At 39.3% G+C, this 17,218-nt stretch carries 11 protein-coding genes; 4 read left to right on the plus strand and 7 right to left on the minus strand.

The annotated features are described in order from the left end of the window. Positions 1-818 precede the first annotated feature (818 nt). The 4 genes from EIY84_RS08660 to ruvA all read right to left on the minus strand — a co-directional run bounded on the left by EIY84_RS08660 (position 819) and on the right by ruvA (position 9,245). On the minus strand, positions 819-1,151 hold the full coding sequence (locus tag EIY84_RS08660) for a VanZ family protein (RefSeq protein WP_124642249.1): 333 nt from the start codon (positions 1,149-1,151) through the stop codon (positions 819-821). 25 nt (positions 1,152-1,176) lie between these two features. Continuing rightward, entirely contained in the window at positions 1,177-1,554 is a 378-nt protein-coding gene (gene gcvH / locus EIY84_RS08665; RefSeq protein ID WP_124642251.1) for a glycine cleavage system protein GcvH, read from the minus strand. 71 nt (positions 1,555-1,625) lie between these two features. Continuing rightward, complete coding sequence (sov, locus tag EIY84_RS08670; protein WP_124642253.1) at positions 1,626-8,657, minus strand: T9SS outer membrane translocon Sov/SprA; 7,032 nt, start codon at positions 8,655-8,657, stop codon at positions 1,626-1,628. 6 nt (positions 8,658-8,663) lie between these two features. Then, complete coding sequence (ruvA, locus tag EIY84_RS08675) at positions 8,664-9,245, minus strand: Holliday junction branch migration protein RuvA (RefSeq protein WP_124642255.1); 582 nt, start codon at positions 9,243-9,245, stop codon at positions 8,664-8,666. Positions 9,246-9,505: 260 nt separating this feature from the next. Here ruvA and pfkA point away from each other — a divergent pair, with 260 nt between their 5' ends. The 3 genes from pfkA to recA all read left to right on the plus strand — a co-directional run bounded on the left by pfkA (position 9,506) and on the right by recA (position 12,651). Beyond that, a complete protein-coding gene (gene pfkA / locus EIY84_RS08680; RefSeq protein WP_124642257.1) occupies positions 9,506-10,492 on the plus strand; it encodes a 6-phosphofructokinase in 987 nt (328 codons plus the stop codon). 32 nt (positions 10,493-10,524) lie between these two features. Beyond that, positions 10,525-11,529: a type I glyceraldehyde-3-phosphate dehydrogenase gene (gap, locus tag EIY84_RS08685; protein ID WP_124642259.1), complete on the plus strand. Its 1,005-nt coding sequence runs from the start codon at positions 10,525-10,527 to the stop codon at positions 11,527-11,529. Positions 11,530-11,646: 117 nt separating this feature from the next. Continuing rightward, positions 11,647-12,651, plus strand: a complete 1,005-nt coding sequence (gene recA, locus EIY84_RS08690) for a recombinase RecA (protein WP_124642261.1) — start codon at positions 11,647-11,649, stop codon at positions 12,649-12,651. A gap of 27 nt (positions 12,652-12,678) precedes the next feature. Here the strand turns inward: recA and EIY84_RS08695 are convergent, their stop codons facing one another. Next, the gene (locus EIY84_RS08695; protein WP_124642263.1) at positions 12,679-14,499 is read right to left on the minus strand and encodes an acyltransferase family protein; all 1,821 of its coding nucleotides are present in this window, start codon (positions 14,497-14,499) and stop codon (positions 12,679-12,681) included. 138 nt (positions 14,500-14,637) lie between these two features. Between EIY84_RS08695 and htpG the strand changes: the two genes are divergently transcribed. Further along, positions 14,638-16,521, plus strand: coding sequence for a molecular chaperone HtpG (gene htpG, locus EIY84_RS08700; protein ID WP_124642265.1), 1,884 nt, complete (start codon positions 14,638-14,640; stop codon positions 16,519-16,521). Between the two features lie 45 nt (positions 16,522-16,566). Here the strand turns inward: htpG and EIY84_RS08705 are convergent, their stop codons facing one another. Together EIY84_RS08705 and EIY84_RS08710 are read right to left on the minus strand one after the other, a co-directional pair. Then, positions 16,567-16,878 carry an MGMT family protein gene (locus tag EIY84_RS08705; protein WP_124642267.1) on the minus strand — a complete coding sequence of 104 codons (312 nt, stop codon included), beginning with the start codon at positions 16,876-16,878 and terminating at the stop codon, positions 16,567-16,569. Positions 16,879-16,957: 79 nt separating this feature from the next. Next, entirely contained in the window at positions 16,958-17,218 is a 261-nt protein-coding gene (locus tag EIY84_RS08710) for a hypothetical protein (RefSeq protein ID WP_124642269.1), read from the minus strand.

The raw sequence follows: 17,218 nt of genomic DNA on the forward strand, positions 1-17,218 counted from the left end.
TTCGGGACTGCAAAAGTAGAAAGATTATGTTAAATAACAAGCGTTTCGCCTATTTTATTTTTAAATCTTTCTTAACTCGCTGATTGTGATGGCCTTTTTTTTAGTTTTTGGTGTTTGGTGTTTGGTGGATGGAAATGTAGGATCGCTTTAAATGGTGGGGAATTATTGGCGGTACTGAATAAACTCCTTCAAGAATGGTGAATCCTTGAAGGAGGGGAAGGTTGATGGTGTTTGGTTGATGGCTGATGGGGATGTAGGATCGCTTTAAATGATGGGAAATTATTGGTGGGCTGAATTAACTCCTTCAAGGATGGGGAATCCTTGAAGGAGGGGAAAAGGTTGATGGTGTTTGGTTGATGGCTGATGGGGATGTAGGATCGCTTTAAATGATGGGAAATTATTGGTGGGCTGAATAAACTCCTTCAAGGATGGGGAATCCTTGAAGGAGGGGAAAAGGTTGATGGTGTTTGGTGTTTGATTGATGGGGAGTGTTTTATTAATATCTTTCTTCTGGAATATATTTGAGAGGGCATCAAAGAGATATTATTGTTTTATACTTTGATTGAAAAAAAGTTAAAAACATCAAATATACCAAACACTATAAAACTAAACACACAGACCGATTGGAGGTCTCTGTCCCTCTATCCTAGCCCCGATGGGAGCGGCATCCTTTTGTAAGCCTTGGGAAAGCCCAGGCACAAAAGATACAGCGGACAGCGGGACGAGTAATGAAGAGTGACGAAATCTTGTTGCTAAAAATTGTAGAGAGATAAAGGTATGGAAATGAAAAATCGATTTCAACTAATTATGAAATCGATTTAAAAACTTCTGAATGATGTTTTAATTTTTTGAACACCTATATAAGCAATCCCGGTTCCTAGTAGGTCGGCGATGATGTCTAAAAACTCAGCTTGCCTACCTAAATCCATATAATATTGTAAAAACTCTGTGAGAAGTGCATAGAAAAGCATGATGAGAAAATAGGGAGTTGTCTTTGTTTTTGGAAATGCCAAAAGATAAAAAACACCTAAAACAATGAATATACTGAGATGCAATACCTTGTCGACCCCAGAAAACATAAAAAAGTATTCTTGGTTTTCTGTTCCGGGTTTTAGGAGCATATAGGTAAGAAATGCCCAATAAATGGGCAAAATCTTACGAAATATTTTTATGTTATTATCCAATTAAAGCTTGATAATCTTCTGCTGAAAGCAATTCGGACTGATCTGCATCTGCTGCGATTTCTACTTTAATGATCCATCCTTGTCCGTATGGATCGGAGTTTAGCAATTCTGGTTGATCTTCTAATTCTTCATTGAATTCGATAACTTTACCTGCAACCGGTAAGAAAAGATCGGATACCGTTTTCACTGCTTCTACGCTTCCGAAGATATCGTTGTTCGCCAAATCTTCGTCTACAGTATCAACATCTACAAAAACGATGTCTCCCAATTCGCTTTGTGCAAAATCCGTAATCCCGATTGTTGCTACATTTCCTTCGATCTTTACCCATTCGTGATCTTTAGAGTACTTTAATTCTGCTGGTATATTCATTTTTAGATAATTTATTTTTACAAATGTATTTAAAATATACTGATGTGTCCAAATTTAGTTGTTCAAAAACCTTAAAAACCTTTTCCATCAAAAGTGAAAGATGCCGATATCCCTGCTCTGATGGTAGAAAGTGGGAAGGCTGTTGACACTTTGTACTTGGTCATCATCTGATCGTAGAAAAGTCTTAGGTTAAGATTTTGTGAAACATTATAGTCTGCTGAAAGCTTGATGGAAAATAACCGTTGTCCACCGGTAACTTGGGAGTCGTTCAGCAAGATATTGGTGATGTTGGTGATGTTGTCTCTAATTCTAAAATCACCTCGAATGTTCAGGTCACTCTTGTAGTTTTTCTTATTCTTGCCATAGTTCATGCCCAATACAAAATCTTTGATGATGTATCCGAAACCGATCACATACTCTTTTCCGGAATCTTCGGTTAAGGTAGAGTTGACCAATCCCAGCATAAACATACGATCTCTGTTGTATTGCGCACGGAATTGAATGTTGTTTCTCATGGTAAAATCGATCCCGATAAGTGGAGAAAACGCTTCTACATAACCCACTTGGGAATATACAAATGGATTGATGAAATTACCGTTGATGTCTACAGCCGATGGATTGTTGTAGAAATCGATGTTGGACTGTATTCCGCTTGCGGTATAGGTTGATGTGTAGGCATGGTTGATGTCGAACTTAGAAAATTGTCCGTTGATTAATGGGAAATTTCTTAGTCCGGAATAAGTCACCTTCCAGTTAGGCAAAGGAAAGCCTGTTTTCTTTGCATTTTTGAGAGGTCCATCCGGAGATCGCCCTTCAATTGCTGCTCGGAAAGCCGGGATTAGCACATAGGCATTGCCCAATCCGTGTCCTTGGGTATATCCGTTGGCATCCAAAGTACCTCCCATTTGTTGAGAGATTATTTTTGAATTTTCAATCATGTTGTTGTAGATATCCCTACCGTTTGTGAAGGCTGTTTTGGCCGTAAAACTGGTATTGGAATAGGTAAATGAATCGTTTCCGAAAGAAAAATCAAACTCCGGTGTTGAAGGATTGGCATCGACATTAAATCCAGATTGGGTAAAAGTCCGGTTATAGTTGTGCAGTACATTGAAATCTACCCTAAAATCATTGATGGGTTGCACCTGAACATTGGCGGTAAAATTACGATTGGACATCTGAGAGTACGGATCGTTCATCAGAGAAGAGCCTGTTACCCATCCATTTTCAATCGCCATTCTACGGATATCGGATTGTGACCCTAACAAGAATCCGTAAGAAGGTCCGCCTGTCGTTTGTCCATAACCGTACCAATTGGGCGCAGACAGCAATCCCGGAAGTATGGTTCCGTTGTTTTCGTTGTAGTTAAAGTCAATCTGCTTAACGGACATAAACAAAGAAGCTATGCTTTGCAACGGTGTAAGTTTATTCTTGAATTTATACGGTTTGTGCACATACTTTTTCTTTTCCCAATCTTTGGTGAAGGCCGTATTCAGCGAGTCCATTTCTTGTTTTCTCTTCTGAAGTTTGGTGGATATTTTTTTGAAATAATTAAACTTACCCAAGAATTTAGGGAAATCCACAGAACCCGTAGCCATGATGGTATTGGTATTCTGCCCGATGCTTCCCAAATTTCCTTCCGGACTGGATAAAAGAGCAGTCGATCTGGAGTTCCAATTGTAGGTTAACCCGTATCCTACCTCAGCATTTACAAAATCCATGTACGGCAGATATTCAAAAGGCAGTTTGTAGTTGAGTTGCACCTTATGATTGTACAACACCGGTCTCCCTGCACGGAACACCTCTTTGAAAATGGAGTTGTTGTTCATGCCGTTCACATCCAGGTTGTCGTTCATGGTTCTCATGGCAGAATTGACTTCTGCTTTTAGTGATTTGGTAAAGTTAAATCCTAGAGCATATTGCCACCCGAAGTAGAAGTTTCTATTTTTTAGGACATCAAAATCGGCACCGGCGTTTCCACTCAACAAGGCATCGATGTTTCTAAACTCGAGTTCGTTATAATTTCTATCCACTTCCGTTCTGAAAGACAATCTGGTTGGCACCGGATTTAGGTTAAATTCTCTCAGCCATCTCAGATATTTTGTAGCATAAGGTTTGGTCCCTCCAACTTTAGCAAATGGTTTAATGACCCAAGGTTTCGGACTAAAGTTGTAATCGATATACCCTTTTAGGTACTGTCGGTAGTTGCTTTTTGTGTAAATATCACGGTAGAAATCGTCGTTGTACACGGCAGTTACCGATAGGTTTTCCACATCATAAAACTTTGGTTTGCTGTTCGGATTGGTTTTTTCCTTGTGCATATTAACCACTCCAATGCTTCGTTGTTGGGTATAGGTTCTCGCAACTTTTTTCAGTTCTTCTTTATTATTGGCTTTATCAAACTCTACATCGTTATCCAAAGGGTTGTACTTAGGATCTTCGATGGTTTGAGAATACGAATAATTCAACGGAATTTTCATTCCTGATTTTTCCGGTAAGAATTTATCTACATTAACGGTCGTATTGATGTTAAATGCCGATTGCGTCGTTTGATTTCTTTCTGCAGGTCTGGAGTCGATGTTTCCGAAGCCTACAGTAGAATAAGAGGCTGCAGTATTCACCATTGCAAAATCACCAAGGTTGAAATTCAAGCTGGTATTCCCCGCATAACCTCCTTTGTTGTCGATTTCGCCTAGGCGCAATTCATTAATCCATAAAACCAAATTTTTAAGATCACGATTGCTCAGGTTTCTTACCCCAATCATAATTGTGGTTATGCCTCCCAATGACGGACGACCTTTGATGAATATTTTCCTATTCGCATCACCAAATTCCATATCTTGGATACGGTTCATGATTTGGTTGGAGAATTGCTTGTCTCTTCTCAGCTTGGCATCAACAAAATTTTGTACATCCAAATTCATTTCGTTTTCGGAAGGCCAAATTTCCATAGGCGAAGTCGCTAATTTGTCGGTGTACTTCAGCGAGGCTTCGTATTCGTAATAATTATCTGTGGCATCGCTACCAAAACGGATAAAGAATTTGGCATCGCCATCGTAATTTCCAGGAAAAGTCTGACCTTGGTTTAGGTTTTCTGCATGTACAAAAACTTTCAGTTTTTTGTACCTTCTCATGTCCAAATTCACATTTTTATATACGCCTCTTGCTTCTTGAGCCAGGTTTTTGACCTTCATATAAAGCGAAGCTTCGTTTTGTCGTTGCGCTCCGGAAGTTCCGCTCAGTACCTGTCTTTCAATTCCTGGAGGCAAAACATACGGCGGCTGGTTCAGTCCGTTTTCTTCTAAATTAACCGATCCCAAATCAAAATTGGAATTGTCAACTAAAAAAGTGCCTTCGTTGGTTGATGTCGAATTGTCTTTTGCAATATTTTTGGTGTAAGTCCTCCAATCGGAACGCACCAAATCCATGGTTGCAAAACGAAGTGTTGAAGGTTGATCAAAACCTTTCACAATCATTCTGGCAAAACGGATGTTGTTCAAAATGGCAGGATCGGCATCGCCACCTTCTGTTGCCGATACAAAATCCGACACCGGAATTCTGAACAAATACCATTTAGAGGTCGAAGTTTGGTTGTTTTGGAAAGTTACCGGAACCGTTTTTACATCCACGATATGGTTTTGTCCCAATACCAAACTTGTAGGGCTAAGGTCGATGTTGTACTGGTTATAGTTTTCGTTTTGATCCAAATTATAGTCGCGGTTAAGATCCTCGGCATCCGGAGTCTGTGTTGCCACTTCCATAGAATTGCTCTTGGAATTTCCTTCTGGATTTCTGAAATACTTGTATCGTTGTCTTACCGAAGATCCCATGGCACCGGTAAATTGATCCGAGAGATAAAATACAAAATCGTCCGATGCCGGATCGGCTAGATTGGTGATGGGGTTGGTAAAACTAATCCCATATCTAGAAGCTTCGCCTGTGGCATCCAAGCCGTCATAACCCAAATCCTGTGCGGTACGGTCTGCACCCTCGGTGGAAAATGCATACAAAATAGGATTTTGTTTTGGCTGAATTCCCCAATTGGAATTTGTAGTTGTCGTTGCAGGTGTAGACGGTGTAGGCAAGCCATTTTCATACTGCATCATTCCGTCTTTTAGTACATCTTCCGAAACATTACCCAATTGCAATAAAAGTTTTGGTGCAGTACCCAACTGTTGGCCATCTACATAGGGATCCATCATCCAAAATTCTACATATTGAATGTTGGAATTCACAAAATTAGAAACCGTTATCGGGCGCATAAGTCCTGCCCATCGTTGTTGTGTAGATTCTGAATTTGGATTCACATTATACGGACCTCTTTCTGCCGGGAAATACGACAAATCCAGAGTGTTGGTAAAGGTTTGATCTCCGGCTACAAAATCTTTGTAGTTGTAGATTTCGGACATTTTCACCCTTCTGGAAATGTGGTTAGAAACGGCTGCTGCATCGATACCCGAAGGAGCTTTTCCGCCCACTCCGTAAAATCGTGGATCGATATTGTACCAGGTCAACAAGCCTCTTCCGTTCCCATTGGATAAGGAATTGGCAGCACCGGCACCTGCAAACAAAGGATCGTTTTGGTTTTTCTCCGGTTTGGATGCTAAAGACCAAGCATTGGGTTCTTTCAAAGAAATTTTTGAAGAAGTTTGTTCAAAATCATCGATATACGATTGGTCGTTGATACCGCTATTTTGTCCCGGCAAAAGATAGGCTGCTTCTGCTCTGAAATTAATATTGGATGGAGCTTCAGTATTCACAAACGGTATTTTGTCCGTCAATCGGGTCAGGAAAGGCAATTGATTGTTGTACAAAATATTCATCCCTGCCATGGTATTGTTCACCGCTTCTGATCCAAAATTCACTTTCTGGGTTAGTGGCACTTCTCTGTAATTGACCACCGTTCCGCCAATGGTTAGATGTTCATTGAATTTTCTTTCCAAATTCAGTCCCATAAATCGTTTTCTTTGGGTATTGAAGGTCAACTGATTTTCCAAAGAAATATTAATGGCTTGTCCGGATTGCTTCACCGTTTCGTTGATGATATTTACCGTTCCTAGCATATAGTCCACTGTAAAATCTACCCCTTCTTGCAACTGAACGCCGTTGGCGGTTACCTTAACCGAACCTTGCGGTACATTGATGGCACCCAAAGAAATCCCTTGACCTTGTGTTCCCTTGAAGCGGCCTTCCAAAGTATATCGTAGTGCCAAATTGCTTTGTGCAGCCACTTGTTTTTGTTGAGAATAAAGATCGGAATAGACATATTGTGGGTCGTTAGTTCCTAATACCGAAGCCATGTACGAACCAAAAGGCTGAACTTTGGTAAAGATTAGTTTCCCGTTATCTGGATTGATGGTAACTCCAGGTACAAAGTCGAAAATCCCATCGCCCAAGACACCACCACTTTGTTGGATGTCGTTATTGGTATTCAGTCGGTCCCAGTTGAATAATTTCAACAATATTTTATCTTGCACGGGCGTATTTGGGAGGTAGTTCACCTTTCCTCCGGTTTGTGCATCTCGGTAATAGACATTCAGTAAGAAACCGTCTCTGTTCAGGTTATTGGTGTTGAGAGAATAGATGTTTTTCATCATCAAATCCCACATTGGAGATGTGGTTTTCACAATGGAATTCGGTTTCAATAATTTTGAAACAATTACGGGACTTTCTTCAGAAAACTCTCCAATTTTGTAGACCGTATTGGATCCGTTCACCGTGAATGAATAAGACACTGCCAACAATTGATTGTCGTTCAGTCTTTGGTTTAGGGAGATGTATCCCAACTGCGCTTGGTAAGAAAACTCGTTTGGACTCAGTTTTCTGGCTTTTCTGTTGAAGATGAAATTTTCACCGTCAACAAAATTTTCAGTTCCCCCGTTTGCATTGGGCAACAATTGTCCATTGATGGTGTTGTAGGAGGTATCCACATTTCTAAGTCCAGGACCTAATGCCACGATACTGTTGTACAAATTATTTTGCGAATTGTTGGGATAGCCGGACGATCCATCGCCCAAATCTCTTACGCCGACAATACTTTTTTGGTTACTCAGGTTGCTATTTCCCTGATCCAAAACCCATACTTCTATTCGGGTGATTGAAATTTTTGAATTGATGAGCGGATAATTTTGTACTGCTGCATCGTAATTGTTTAAAAAATAATGGTTTAAGAAATAGTGTTGGTTATCTTCATAATCTACGGCATTTACTTTGAAGGTGTTCATCACGCCACCGCCTTGCACCACGATATTTCTAGCCTCACCTTGTTGTTGTGAAAGGACAAGTGTACCTTTGGTTTTCCCAAATTGAAATTCGGATTTCAGACCAAACAAAGACTCCGACCCTCGAATTAACGAGGTAGAAAGCGGCATGTTGACATTACCAAACTCTAATCTTTTCAGCCATTTGTCTTCGCCTCCCGTTGTTGGATCGTTGAGTCCTTTTTGTTGCAAATCTTTCCAAGTCCCTTTGGCTTGCCAAACCATGTTCATTTTATTTTCAAAGGCAAAACCACTTTGGGTATCGTAATTGGCTTTTAGCTGAAGATTTTCACCTACTTTTCCTAACAATCCCAACTGAATTCTTTGTTGAATATCAAATGCAAAACTGGTTCGGTTTTGTGGTAAGATAAGAGGATTATCGATTTTCTGATACAGACCTCCAATATCAAATGAGGCAAAGCCGTTGGGGATAATTTCGATTTTATTGCTGCCAAAAATGCTTTCGAACAATTTATTTTTAATGTAAAGTGCTGGGATCAATCCTTTCTTTTGGGCATCCGATTTATCCTTTCTGAACATTAGATTGTACTTGTTGGACTTTTCTTTGTAATATTCTTTTGCCAACTTCAACCGCATAAATTCGCTGTACTCTTCAGGCGTCATGGAAATGGCGTTTCCGGAAATGACATTTCCAATTTTTGGATATACAAAATACATCCCAGACGGGATATCAAAATAGGCATCGTAGGTGGTAGGATCGGGCAATTCGTACTTTTGCTTTACATAAGTACTATCAACAACCGGCTTTTTCTGTCCCAAAGCTGCAACAGAAAAAGATACGAAGACTAAAAAAAGGAGCTTATAGAATATGGATTTTTTCTTCACCAAAACTTATATGTTTTTTAATATTTGTTTCACCAAATCTTCCACAGAAAGATCCGGATTTTGTTTTAACAAGCGATCGGCCAATTTTTCACTGGTTTTTTTAGGAATACCTAATATCTCTAAAGCAGATAACGACTCGTCTTTCACTTTATTGTTTATTACCGTTGCAGCTGCATCGATTGCACCAAATTTCTGTACTTTATCTCTCAATTCTACAATGATTCTTTCTGCCGTTTTCGCGCCTATTCCTTTTACTTTTTGAAGCATCAGAGCATTGCCGGACATAATTCCGGATGCAATTTCTTGAATGCTCAACGAAGACAGCATGATGAGTGCAGATGCCGGACCTACTCCATTCACACCGATAAGCAAGTTGAACATTTCCTTCTCTTCTCGAGAATAAAATCCAAACAAGAGATGCGCATCTTCTCTAAAAATTTGCTGTGTGTATAAAAAACAAGTTTGCCCAAGAAATAACTTTTGAGAAGTCTGTACCGAAACCCCAACAAAATATCCCAGCCCAGACACTTCTACAACGGCATAAGTAGGACTAAGCTCTTGTACAATTCCTCTTAATGAATAGATCATAACTTTAAAAATTCTCTGCTTTATTTAGATTTCAAATATAAGAATTTGAAAATAAATTCTATTTTGCTTTTAATTAGATGAAAAAAGATTAAAAAATCCATTCACAAATAGATATTATACAACAACTTGTAGAAAAAAATGTAAAGTTCGTGGAGCGAAATAGACCGTTCAACGAACATTTGTTGAAAGTTGATTGGTGTTACGAAATCTTAACATGAATTCTTATTCATATTTCTTAAATTTGTTAGTACAATAAAGATATGGGAGAAAAAATCATAAATAAAATAGGTGTTTTAACCTCTGGAGGCGACGCACCAGGAATGAATGCTGCCCTACGAGCGGTAGTAAGAACAGCAAACTTTTATGGATTAGAATGCATCGGTATCCGAGAAGGTTTTAATGGTTTAATAGAAGGGAATTTTATAAAAATGGGACCACGATCCGTGAGCAACATCATTAATCTTGGAGGCACCATTCTTCGATCGGCTCGATCTAAAGAATTCAAATCGTATGAAGGAAGACAAAAAGCCTTTCAAAACTGCAAAGATCAAGGAATAGACGCTTTGGTATGCATTGGTGGAGATGGCAGCTTTACCGGTGCAAAAATTTTTGCAGAAGAATTTGGCATCAAAGTCATTGGAGTCCCAGGAACCATAGACAACGATATTTTCGGTACAGACAATACCATAGGTTTCGACACGGCTCTGAATACCGCCATGGAAGCCATCGACAAAATTAGAGATACGGCAACCTCACACAACAGGATTTTCTTTGTTGAAGTGATGGGTCGGGACGCCGGTTTTATTGCGCTGAACAGTGGAATTGCTACAGGAGCAGTGGACATCTTAATACCGGAGGAAAACGACAGTTTCGATCAGTTGGTGGACAGCTTTGAAAAGGCAAAAAAAAGAGGAAAAAACTCCAGTATTGTTGTCGTTGCCGAAGGCGAAAAATTGGGCAATGTATTTGAATTGGCCCAAAAAACCAAAGAACAATTTCCCAATTACGACATCAGGGTTTCGGTATTGGGTCACATCCAAAGAGGAGGATCACCAAGTTGTGCCGATCGCGTATTGGCAAGCCGATTGGGATTCGGTGCTGTCACTGGACTTTTAAAAGGCCTTACCAATGTTATGGCAGGCATACAGGCCAACCAATTGGTGTACACCCCAATTGATGATGCCATCAAAAAACACAACGAAATCAACCAAGACCTGCTTCTAATTTCAGAAGTTTTGGCCTTATAAAATAAAATAGAAATTAAATACACAAAAAAATTATGTCAACAATCAAAGTAGGGATCAACGGATTCGGAAGAATAGGCAACTTGGTATTCAACACCATGTTAGAAAGAGACAATATAGAAGTCGTAGGAATTAATGACCTCATCAATGCCGAATATATGGCTTACATGCTAAAATACGACTCTGTCCATGGCCGATTTTCCGGAGAAGTCCATGTAGAAGGAAACAACTTGGTTGTAAACGGTAAAACCATCCGTATTACAGCAGAAAAAGACCCCAACAACATCAAATGGAATGAAGTTGGTGCCGATTACATCGTAGAATCAACAGGGATATTTTTAACCAAAGAATCCGCAACAGCCCACCTAAATGCTGGAGCTAAAAAAGTGGTACTTTCTGCACCATCCAAAGACGACACCCCCATGTTTGTGATGGGTATCAATCATCATGAACTGAACAAAGACACCCCAATTTTCTCAAACGCATCCTGCACAACCAATTGCTTGGCACCGGTTGCTAAAGTCTTGCACGACAACTTTGGTATTGTAGAAGGATTTATGACAACCGTACACGCAGCCACTGCAACACAAAGAACGGTGGATGGAGTATCCATGAAAGATTGGAGAGGTGGGCGATCTGCATTGAACAACATCATCCCATCCACAACAGGAGCCGCTAAAGCCGTTGGAAAAGTAATTCCTGAGCTTAACGGAAAATTAACCGGAATTTCGTTTAGAGTACCTACCGTTGATGTTTCCGTAGTCGATTTTACCGTTAAATTAGAAAAAGCAACTTCTTACGAAGAAATTTGTGCAGCAATGAAAAATGCATCAGAAGGCGCTTTGAAGGGTATCTTGGGCTACACCAATGACATGGTGGTTTCACAAGATTTCGTAGGCGACAAAAGAGCTTCGATATTTGATGAACATGCAGGAATGATGCTTTCTCCAAACTTTGCAAAAATCGTTTCTTGGTACGATAACGAAACCGGATTCTCCAATAAACTGACCGACTTATTGTACCATTCATCCACTTTATAAGAGATCTTTATTTCTTCATATCCATAACCTCTTGACGATTTGAGAGGTTATTTTTTTATCCACATTTCCATTTTTTTGAATGAATAATTGTGTATTTTTGGCAAATAATATCAACAGATGAGCAACATAGAAGACAAAAAAAAAGCACTGAGTTTGGTGCTAGAAAAACTAGATAAAACCTACGGAAAAGGAACGGTAATGACGCTTGGCGATTCGTCCATCGACGATTCCATCGAAGTCATTCCTTCGGGATCTCTAGGCTTGGACATCGCCCTAGGAATTGGCGGCTATCCAAAAGGAAGAATCATCGAAATCTACGGTCCAGAATCTTCAGGTAAAACCACACTGACCCTACACGCCATTGCAGAAGCTCAGAAACAAGGAGGCATCGCAGCTTTTATTGATGCCGAACATGCTTTCGACAGAAATTATGCAGGAAAATTAGGCATCGATTTGGACAACTTAATCATCTCACAACCGGACAACGGAGAGCAAGCTTTGGAAATTGCCGACAACCTGATCCGCTCCGGAGCTATTGACATTGTGGTGATTGACTCGGTTGCTGCACTTACTCCAAAAGCAGAGATTGAAGGCGAAATGGGAGATTCCAAAATGGGACTTCATGCCCGATTGATGTCTCAAGCACTTAGAAAATTAACGGCAACCATTTCCAGAACGAAGTGTACCGTAATTTTCATCAACCAGTTGAGAGAAAAAATCGGAGTTATGTTCGGAAACCCTGAAACCACAACGGGAGGAAATGCTCTAAAATTTTATGCTTCCGTTCGTGTGGACATCAGAAAAGCAGCAGCACCAATCAAAAACGGAGACGAAGCCATTGGTAGCCGTGTGAAAGTAAAAATCGTGAAAAATAAAGTCGCTCCACCTTTCAAACAAGCGGAATTCGACATCATGTACGGAGAAGGTGTTTCCAAAGTAGGAGAAATCCTGGATGCTGCCGTAGATATGGGTATCGTTAAGAAAAGCGGATCGTGGTTCAGCTACGAAGACAGCAAATTGGGACAAGGTAGAGATGCTGTGAAAGAAGTCCTAAAAGACAATCCAGAACTGCAAGAAGAACTGGAAAACAAAATAAAAGAAGCGTTGAAGAACAAGGCATAAAAAAAAGGGAAGTCAAAATTTGACTTCCTATTTTTTTTCTCTTAACCCATTTAGAAATTGCATGAAATCCGAATTTAAATCTTTTGCCAAGCACAAAGAACCAAAGGTATTGAGATGTCCTTTGTCGTAGTACATGATGCTGTCATTTTTATAAGGTGCTTTTTCAAAAATTTTACTTTTTCCAATATCATAAAAAAAGACATTCTTTTTTCCTTTTATGATTTCATGGATTATTTCAGAATTTTTTGTTCTTGGCCAAACCTGAAATTCATCATTCATCTTTTTCATGTAACTGTTGTTCAAACGAAGCGGACTCATATCCAAAGTCGGAAAACTATTCAAAAGGACCAATTTCTGATCCGGACGAATGGTGGTTGAAAAATGATCAATCGCTTCTTTCACCGATGGTTTTATATCGTATGCAATGGCACAAAGAAAAATAACATCGGCCTTTTCTACCTCATTTTTTGTTTTCGCGACCAAAGACCTGGACCATTCATACATTTTCTTTTGAGTAGGTTCTGCATCTTCAAACCTCACCCCTTCCAATGCCGGAAAAGCATCACAAGTTAAAGTCCTAAATGAAAAACCATTTTCCCTTCCCAACTGATTAAAAAACGGTTTCAACATCAAGGCATTGCTATCACCGATCAATAAAATCTTATCATTTTTTGTTGTATCACCCATCGTTTCTACCTTACCTTCATAATGCGATGACCTGCCCATAATCGGCTTGGAAAAATAATCCGGAATGGCGTTTTGTGCAGTCAATTGGGGTAAAAAATAAATGAATCCCAGAGCAACAATTCCTTTTGCAGAAATAATGGTCAGTGTTTTTTTATAAGAAACTTTTCTAAAAACCGATTCTACAAAACGATAAGAAAGCCAAGACATCAAAATCGTAAAAACAATCACAATTGCAATTTGAATGGGCGTAAATTCATAACTCTCGTATTTGTAACGGATAAAAGCCATCACTGGCCAATGCCAAAGGTAGAGCGAATAGGAATATTCCCCTATTTTCACCATCCATTTGTTGGTAAAAATTGAAGTTAAACAATGAGATTTCAGAACCAACAACATGGCGGAAGCCAAACATGGCAACATTACCAAAACACCAGGAAAAAGAGTTTTCTCGGTAATAAAATAAGAACAAGTCAATAAAGTTATCAAACTTAGGACTGAAAGAATATTGTTTTTTACTTTCCCAAGATCCAAACCATTTTTAAACCACAAACCAAACAAACCACCTATGAGAAATTCCGGAATTCTGGCCCAAAGTGAAAAATACATTTCTGTTTGTTGACCTCGTCCGTAAATTTGAAAAGTAGAATACGAAAGAAAAAGCACGATTAAAAACACAAAAATGTAGGACAAATATTTCCTTCCCCAATACACCAACATGGGAAGCAAGAGATAAAACTGCATTTCTATAGCCAAAGACCAAGTGTGCAAAAGTGGATTTTCAGATAATTTAGCTCCAAAATACGATTCTCCATTAGAAAAAACAGTATTGGACATGAAAAAGAACGAATTTTTCAGATAGTATTTCAGCGATTTCATATCCACATACATATAGATAAAAGCTCCGCAAAGGGTTACAAAAAGAATCATGACCAGATAAGCGGGTACAATTCTAAAAAATCTTTTGACATAAAACTGCCAAAAAGAAAACCGATCTTTTTGTATATCGCTGACAATAATTGAGGTGATTAGATAACCGGAAATCACAAAAAACAAATCGACCCCTAGAAAACCACCAGGCAGCCAAGCCGAATTGAGGTGAAAGAAAAAAACCAATAAAAAAGCGACGGCACGAAGTCCTTGAATATCATTTCTAAAAATCATCAATTGTTTTTTTTTAGCAAATATATCAAACGAGATTCAATATTCAATGCCATTCTGTCAGTTTTGACAAGATGGTATTTTTTTTGTGAAGATTTGGAAAATTTAATCTAAAAATATAACATAGAAATCCAACATAAAATGGCAAAAGGAAATATCAATGTTTCGGTGGAGAACATCTTTCCACTCATCAAAAAATTCTTGTACAGCGATCACGAAATCTTCCTAAGAGAACTTATTTCTAACGCTACCGATGCAACTTTAAAGTTAAAACATCTTACTTCCATCGGCGAAGCCAAAGTAGAATACGGCAACCCGAAGATTGAAGTAAAAATAGATAAAGAAAACAAAACCCTTCACATCATCGACCAAGGTTTGGGGATGACGGCAGAAGAGGTGGAAAAATACATCAACCAAGTGGCATTTTCCGGTGCCGAAGAGTTTTTGGAAAAATACAAAGACACAGCAAAAGATTCAGGGATTATCGGTCACTTTGGTTTAGGATTTTATTCGGCTTTTATGGTGGCGAGCGAGGTAGAAATCATCACCAAATCTTATAAAGACGCTCCAGCCGTGAAATGGACTTGCGACGGAAGCCCGGAATTTACCCTAGAAGAAACCGATAAAACCGAAAGAGGTACAGAAATCATCTTGCATATTGCGGAAGATTCTACAGAATTTTTGGACGAGTTCAGAATTAGAGAACTCCTGACCAAGTACAACAAATTTATGCCGGTGCCGATTAAATTCGGGACTAAAACCGAAGAACTTCCTTTACCAGAAGGTGCTGCCGAAGATGCAAAACCCGAAACTGTGGAGGTGGACAACATCATCAACAATCCCAATCCGGCGTGGACCAAAGCTCCATCTGAACTCACCGAAGAAGATTACACCAAATTCTACCACGAGTTGTACCCGATGCAGTTTGAAGAGCCGCTTTTCAACATTCACCTGAATGTGGATTATCCGTTCAACCTGACGGGGATTTTGTATTTCCCTAAATTGGGCAACAATCTAAACATCGAAAAAGATAAAATCCAATTGTACCAAAACCAAGTTTTCGTGACGGATGAAGTAAAAGGCATCGTTCCGGATTTCTTGATGTTGCTTCGTGGCGTGATCGATTCTCCGGACATCCCATTAAATGTTTCCAGATCGTATTTACAAGCGGATGGTGCAGTGAAGAAAATTTCTTCTTACATCACCAAAAAAGTGGCAGACAAAATGTCGTCTCTCATCAACCAAAATCGTGAAGATTACGAACAAAAATGGAACGACATCAAAATCGTGATTGAATACGGGATGATTTCCGAGGAGAAATTCTTCGAAAAATCCGACAAGTTTGCGATGTACCCAACAACGGATGGGAAGTATTATCTTTGGGATGAATTGGTAGAAAAAATTAAAACCAACCAAACCGACAAAAATGACAATACGGTAATTCTTTATGCTTCGGATAAAGATGCACAGCACGCTTACATCCAAACAGCTAAAGAAAAAGGCTATGAAGTTTTGTTGTTGGATTCGCCAATCGTTCCGCATTTGATCCAAAAATTGGAATCTGCAAAAGAGAAAATCCAGTTTGCGAGAGTAGATGCCGATCATATCAACAATTTGATTAAAAAGGACGAACCGGTTATCGCAAAATTGAACGATACTGAAAAAGAATCTTTGAAAAAAGAGGTAGAAACAGCGGTTAACGATAAAAAATTCAGCGTTCAGTTGGAAGATTTAGATTCTACAGACACGCCGTTTATGATTACCCAACCGGAGTTTATCCGCAGGATGAAAGACATGCAAGCGACTGGTGGTGGCGGTATGTTCGGGATGGGCAACTTCCCGGAAATGTACAATTTGGTGGTGAACGCCAATTCGGACTTGGCTACAGAAATCCTAAAAACGGAAAATATCGAAGAGAAAAATGCCAAAATTGGGTACGCTTTAGATTTAGCAAAACTTTCTCAGAATTTGTTAAAAGGAAAAGAGCTTACGGATTTTATCCAAAGAAGTTTCCAAAAGCTTTAAAACACAAACCCAAATCACTTCTTCATATCGAAATGATCCAGAGTTTTAAAGCTCTGGATCTTTTATTTCCGACAAAGGATCCCAAAATAGATTTTTGAAATTTTGGATTCTCATATTTTTTATTTCTATACCTTCAGCTTCTAATTTTTCTTGAAATTCAGCAACCCTTAGCACACCACAAGCCGCCACTACCCGATGGGCAGGGACATCTTTTGGGCAAAGACCCATCGCCATTCCCACCTGTCTGGAAAGGTTGGGATAGCCTACGGCTTTGGCTATCGCGCCATAAGTACTCACCCTTCCTTTGGGGATAGAACGACTGATTTGGTAAACCGATTCTTTAAAATAAGCATCCATATTGTTGTGAAATTTCTAACACAAATTTAGCATAAAAAAAGACCCACTTTCGTGAGTCTTTCTTTGAAAATTAAGATTTTTATTGTTCTGAAAGAGAAATTTTCTTTCTTACTGCGTACCCTGCAACAGCAGTTGCCACCAAGATCAAAACAGGAATGTACTGATCGATGGGAGATGGATTAGCATCACCCGGAGCTCCAGGATCGGTTTCCATGGTTTGGTACTCTTTGTAAGCAGCCATTTCTTCATCACTTGGATTTTCGTCATCAAAAATACCTGCTTGTAAGGAATTCATTGCAAAAAATCCAAAAAGACATAGGAGTGATAGTATCTTTTTCAT

Origin of the sequence: Amniculibacterium aquaticum, assembly GCF_003852705.1 — a bacterium.
Taxonomy (GTDB): domain Bacteria; phylum Bacteroidota; class Bacteroidia; order Flavobacteriales; family Weeksellaceae; genus Amniculibacterium; species Amniculibacterium aquaticum.

Bases quoted from the DNA above. Each gene is read 5' to 3' on its own strand.
- EIY84_RS08695 (WP_124642263.1), bottom strand. From the start codon at position 14,499: ATGATTTTTAGAAATGATATTCAAGGACTTCGTGCCGTCGCTTTTTTA.
- EIY84_RS08710 (WP_124642269.1), bottom strand. From the start codon at position 17,218: ATGAAAAAGATACTATCACTCCTATGTCTTTTTGGATTTTTTGCAATG.
- EIY84_RS08705 (WP_124642267.1), bottom strand. From the start codon at position 16,878: ATGGATGCTTATTTTAAAGAATCGGTTTACCAAATCAGTCGTTCTATC.
- pfkA (WP_124642257.1), top strand. From the start codon at position 9,506: ATGGGAGAAAAAATCATAAATAAAATAGGTGTTTTAACCTCTGGAGGC.
- gcvH (WP_124642251.1), bottom strand. From the start codon at position 1,554: ATGAATATACCAGCAGAATTAAAGTACTCTAAAGATCACGAATGGGTA.
- htpG (WP_124642265.1), top strand. From the start codon at position 14,638: ATGGCAAAAGGAAATATCAATGTTTCGGTGGAGAACATCTTTCCACTC.
- ruvA (WP_124642255.1), bottom strand. From the start codon at position 9,245: ATGATCTATTCATTAAGAGGAATTGTACAAGAGCTTAGTCCTACTTAT.
- gap (WP_124642259.1), top strand. From the start codon at position 10,525: ATGTCAACAATCAAAGTAGGGATCAACGGATTCGGAAGAATAGGCAAC.
- recA (WP_124642261.1), top strand. From the start codon at position 11,647: ATGAGCAACATAGAAGACAAAAAAAAAGCACTGAGTTTGGTGCTAGAA.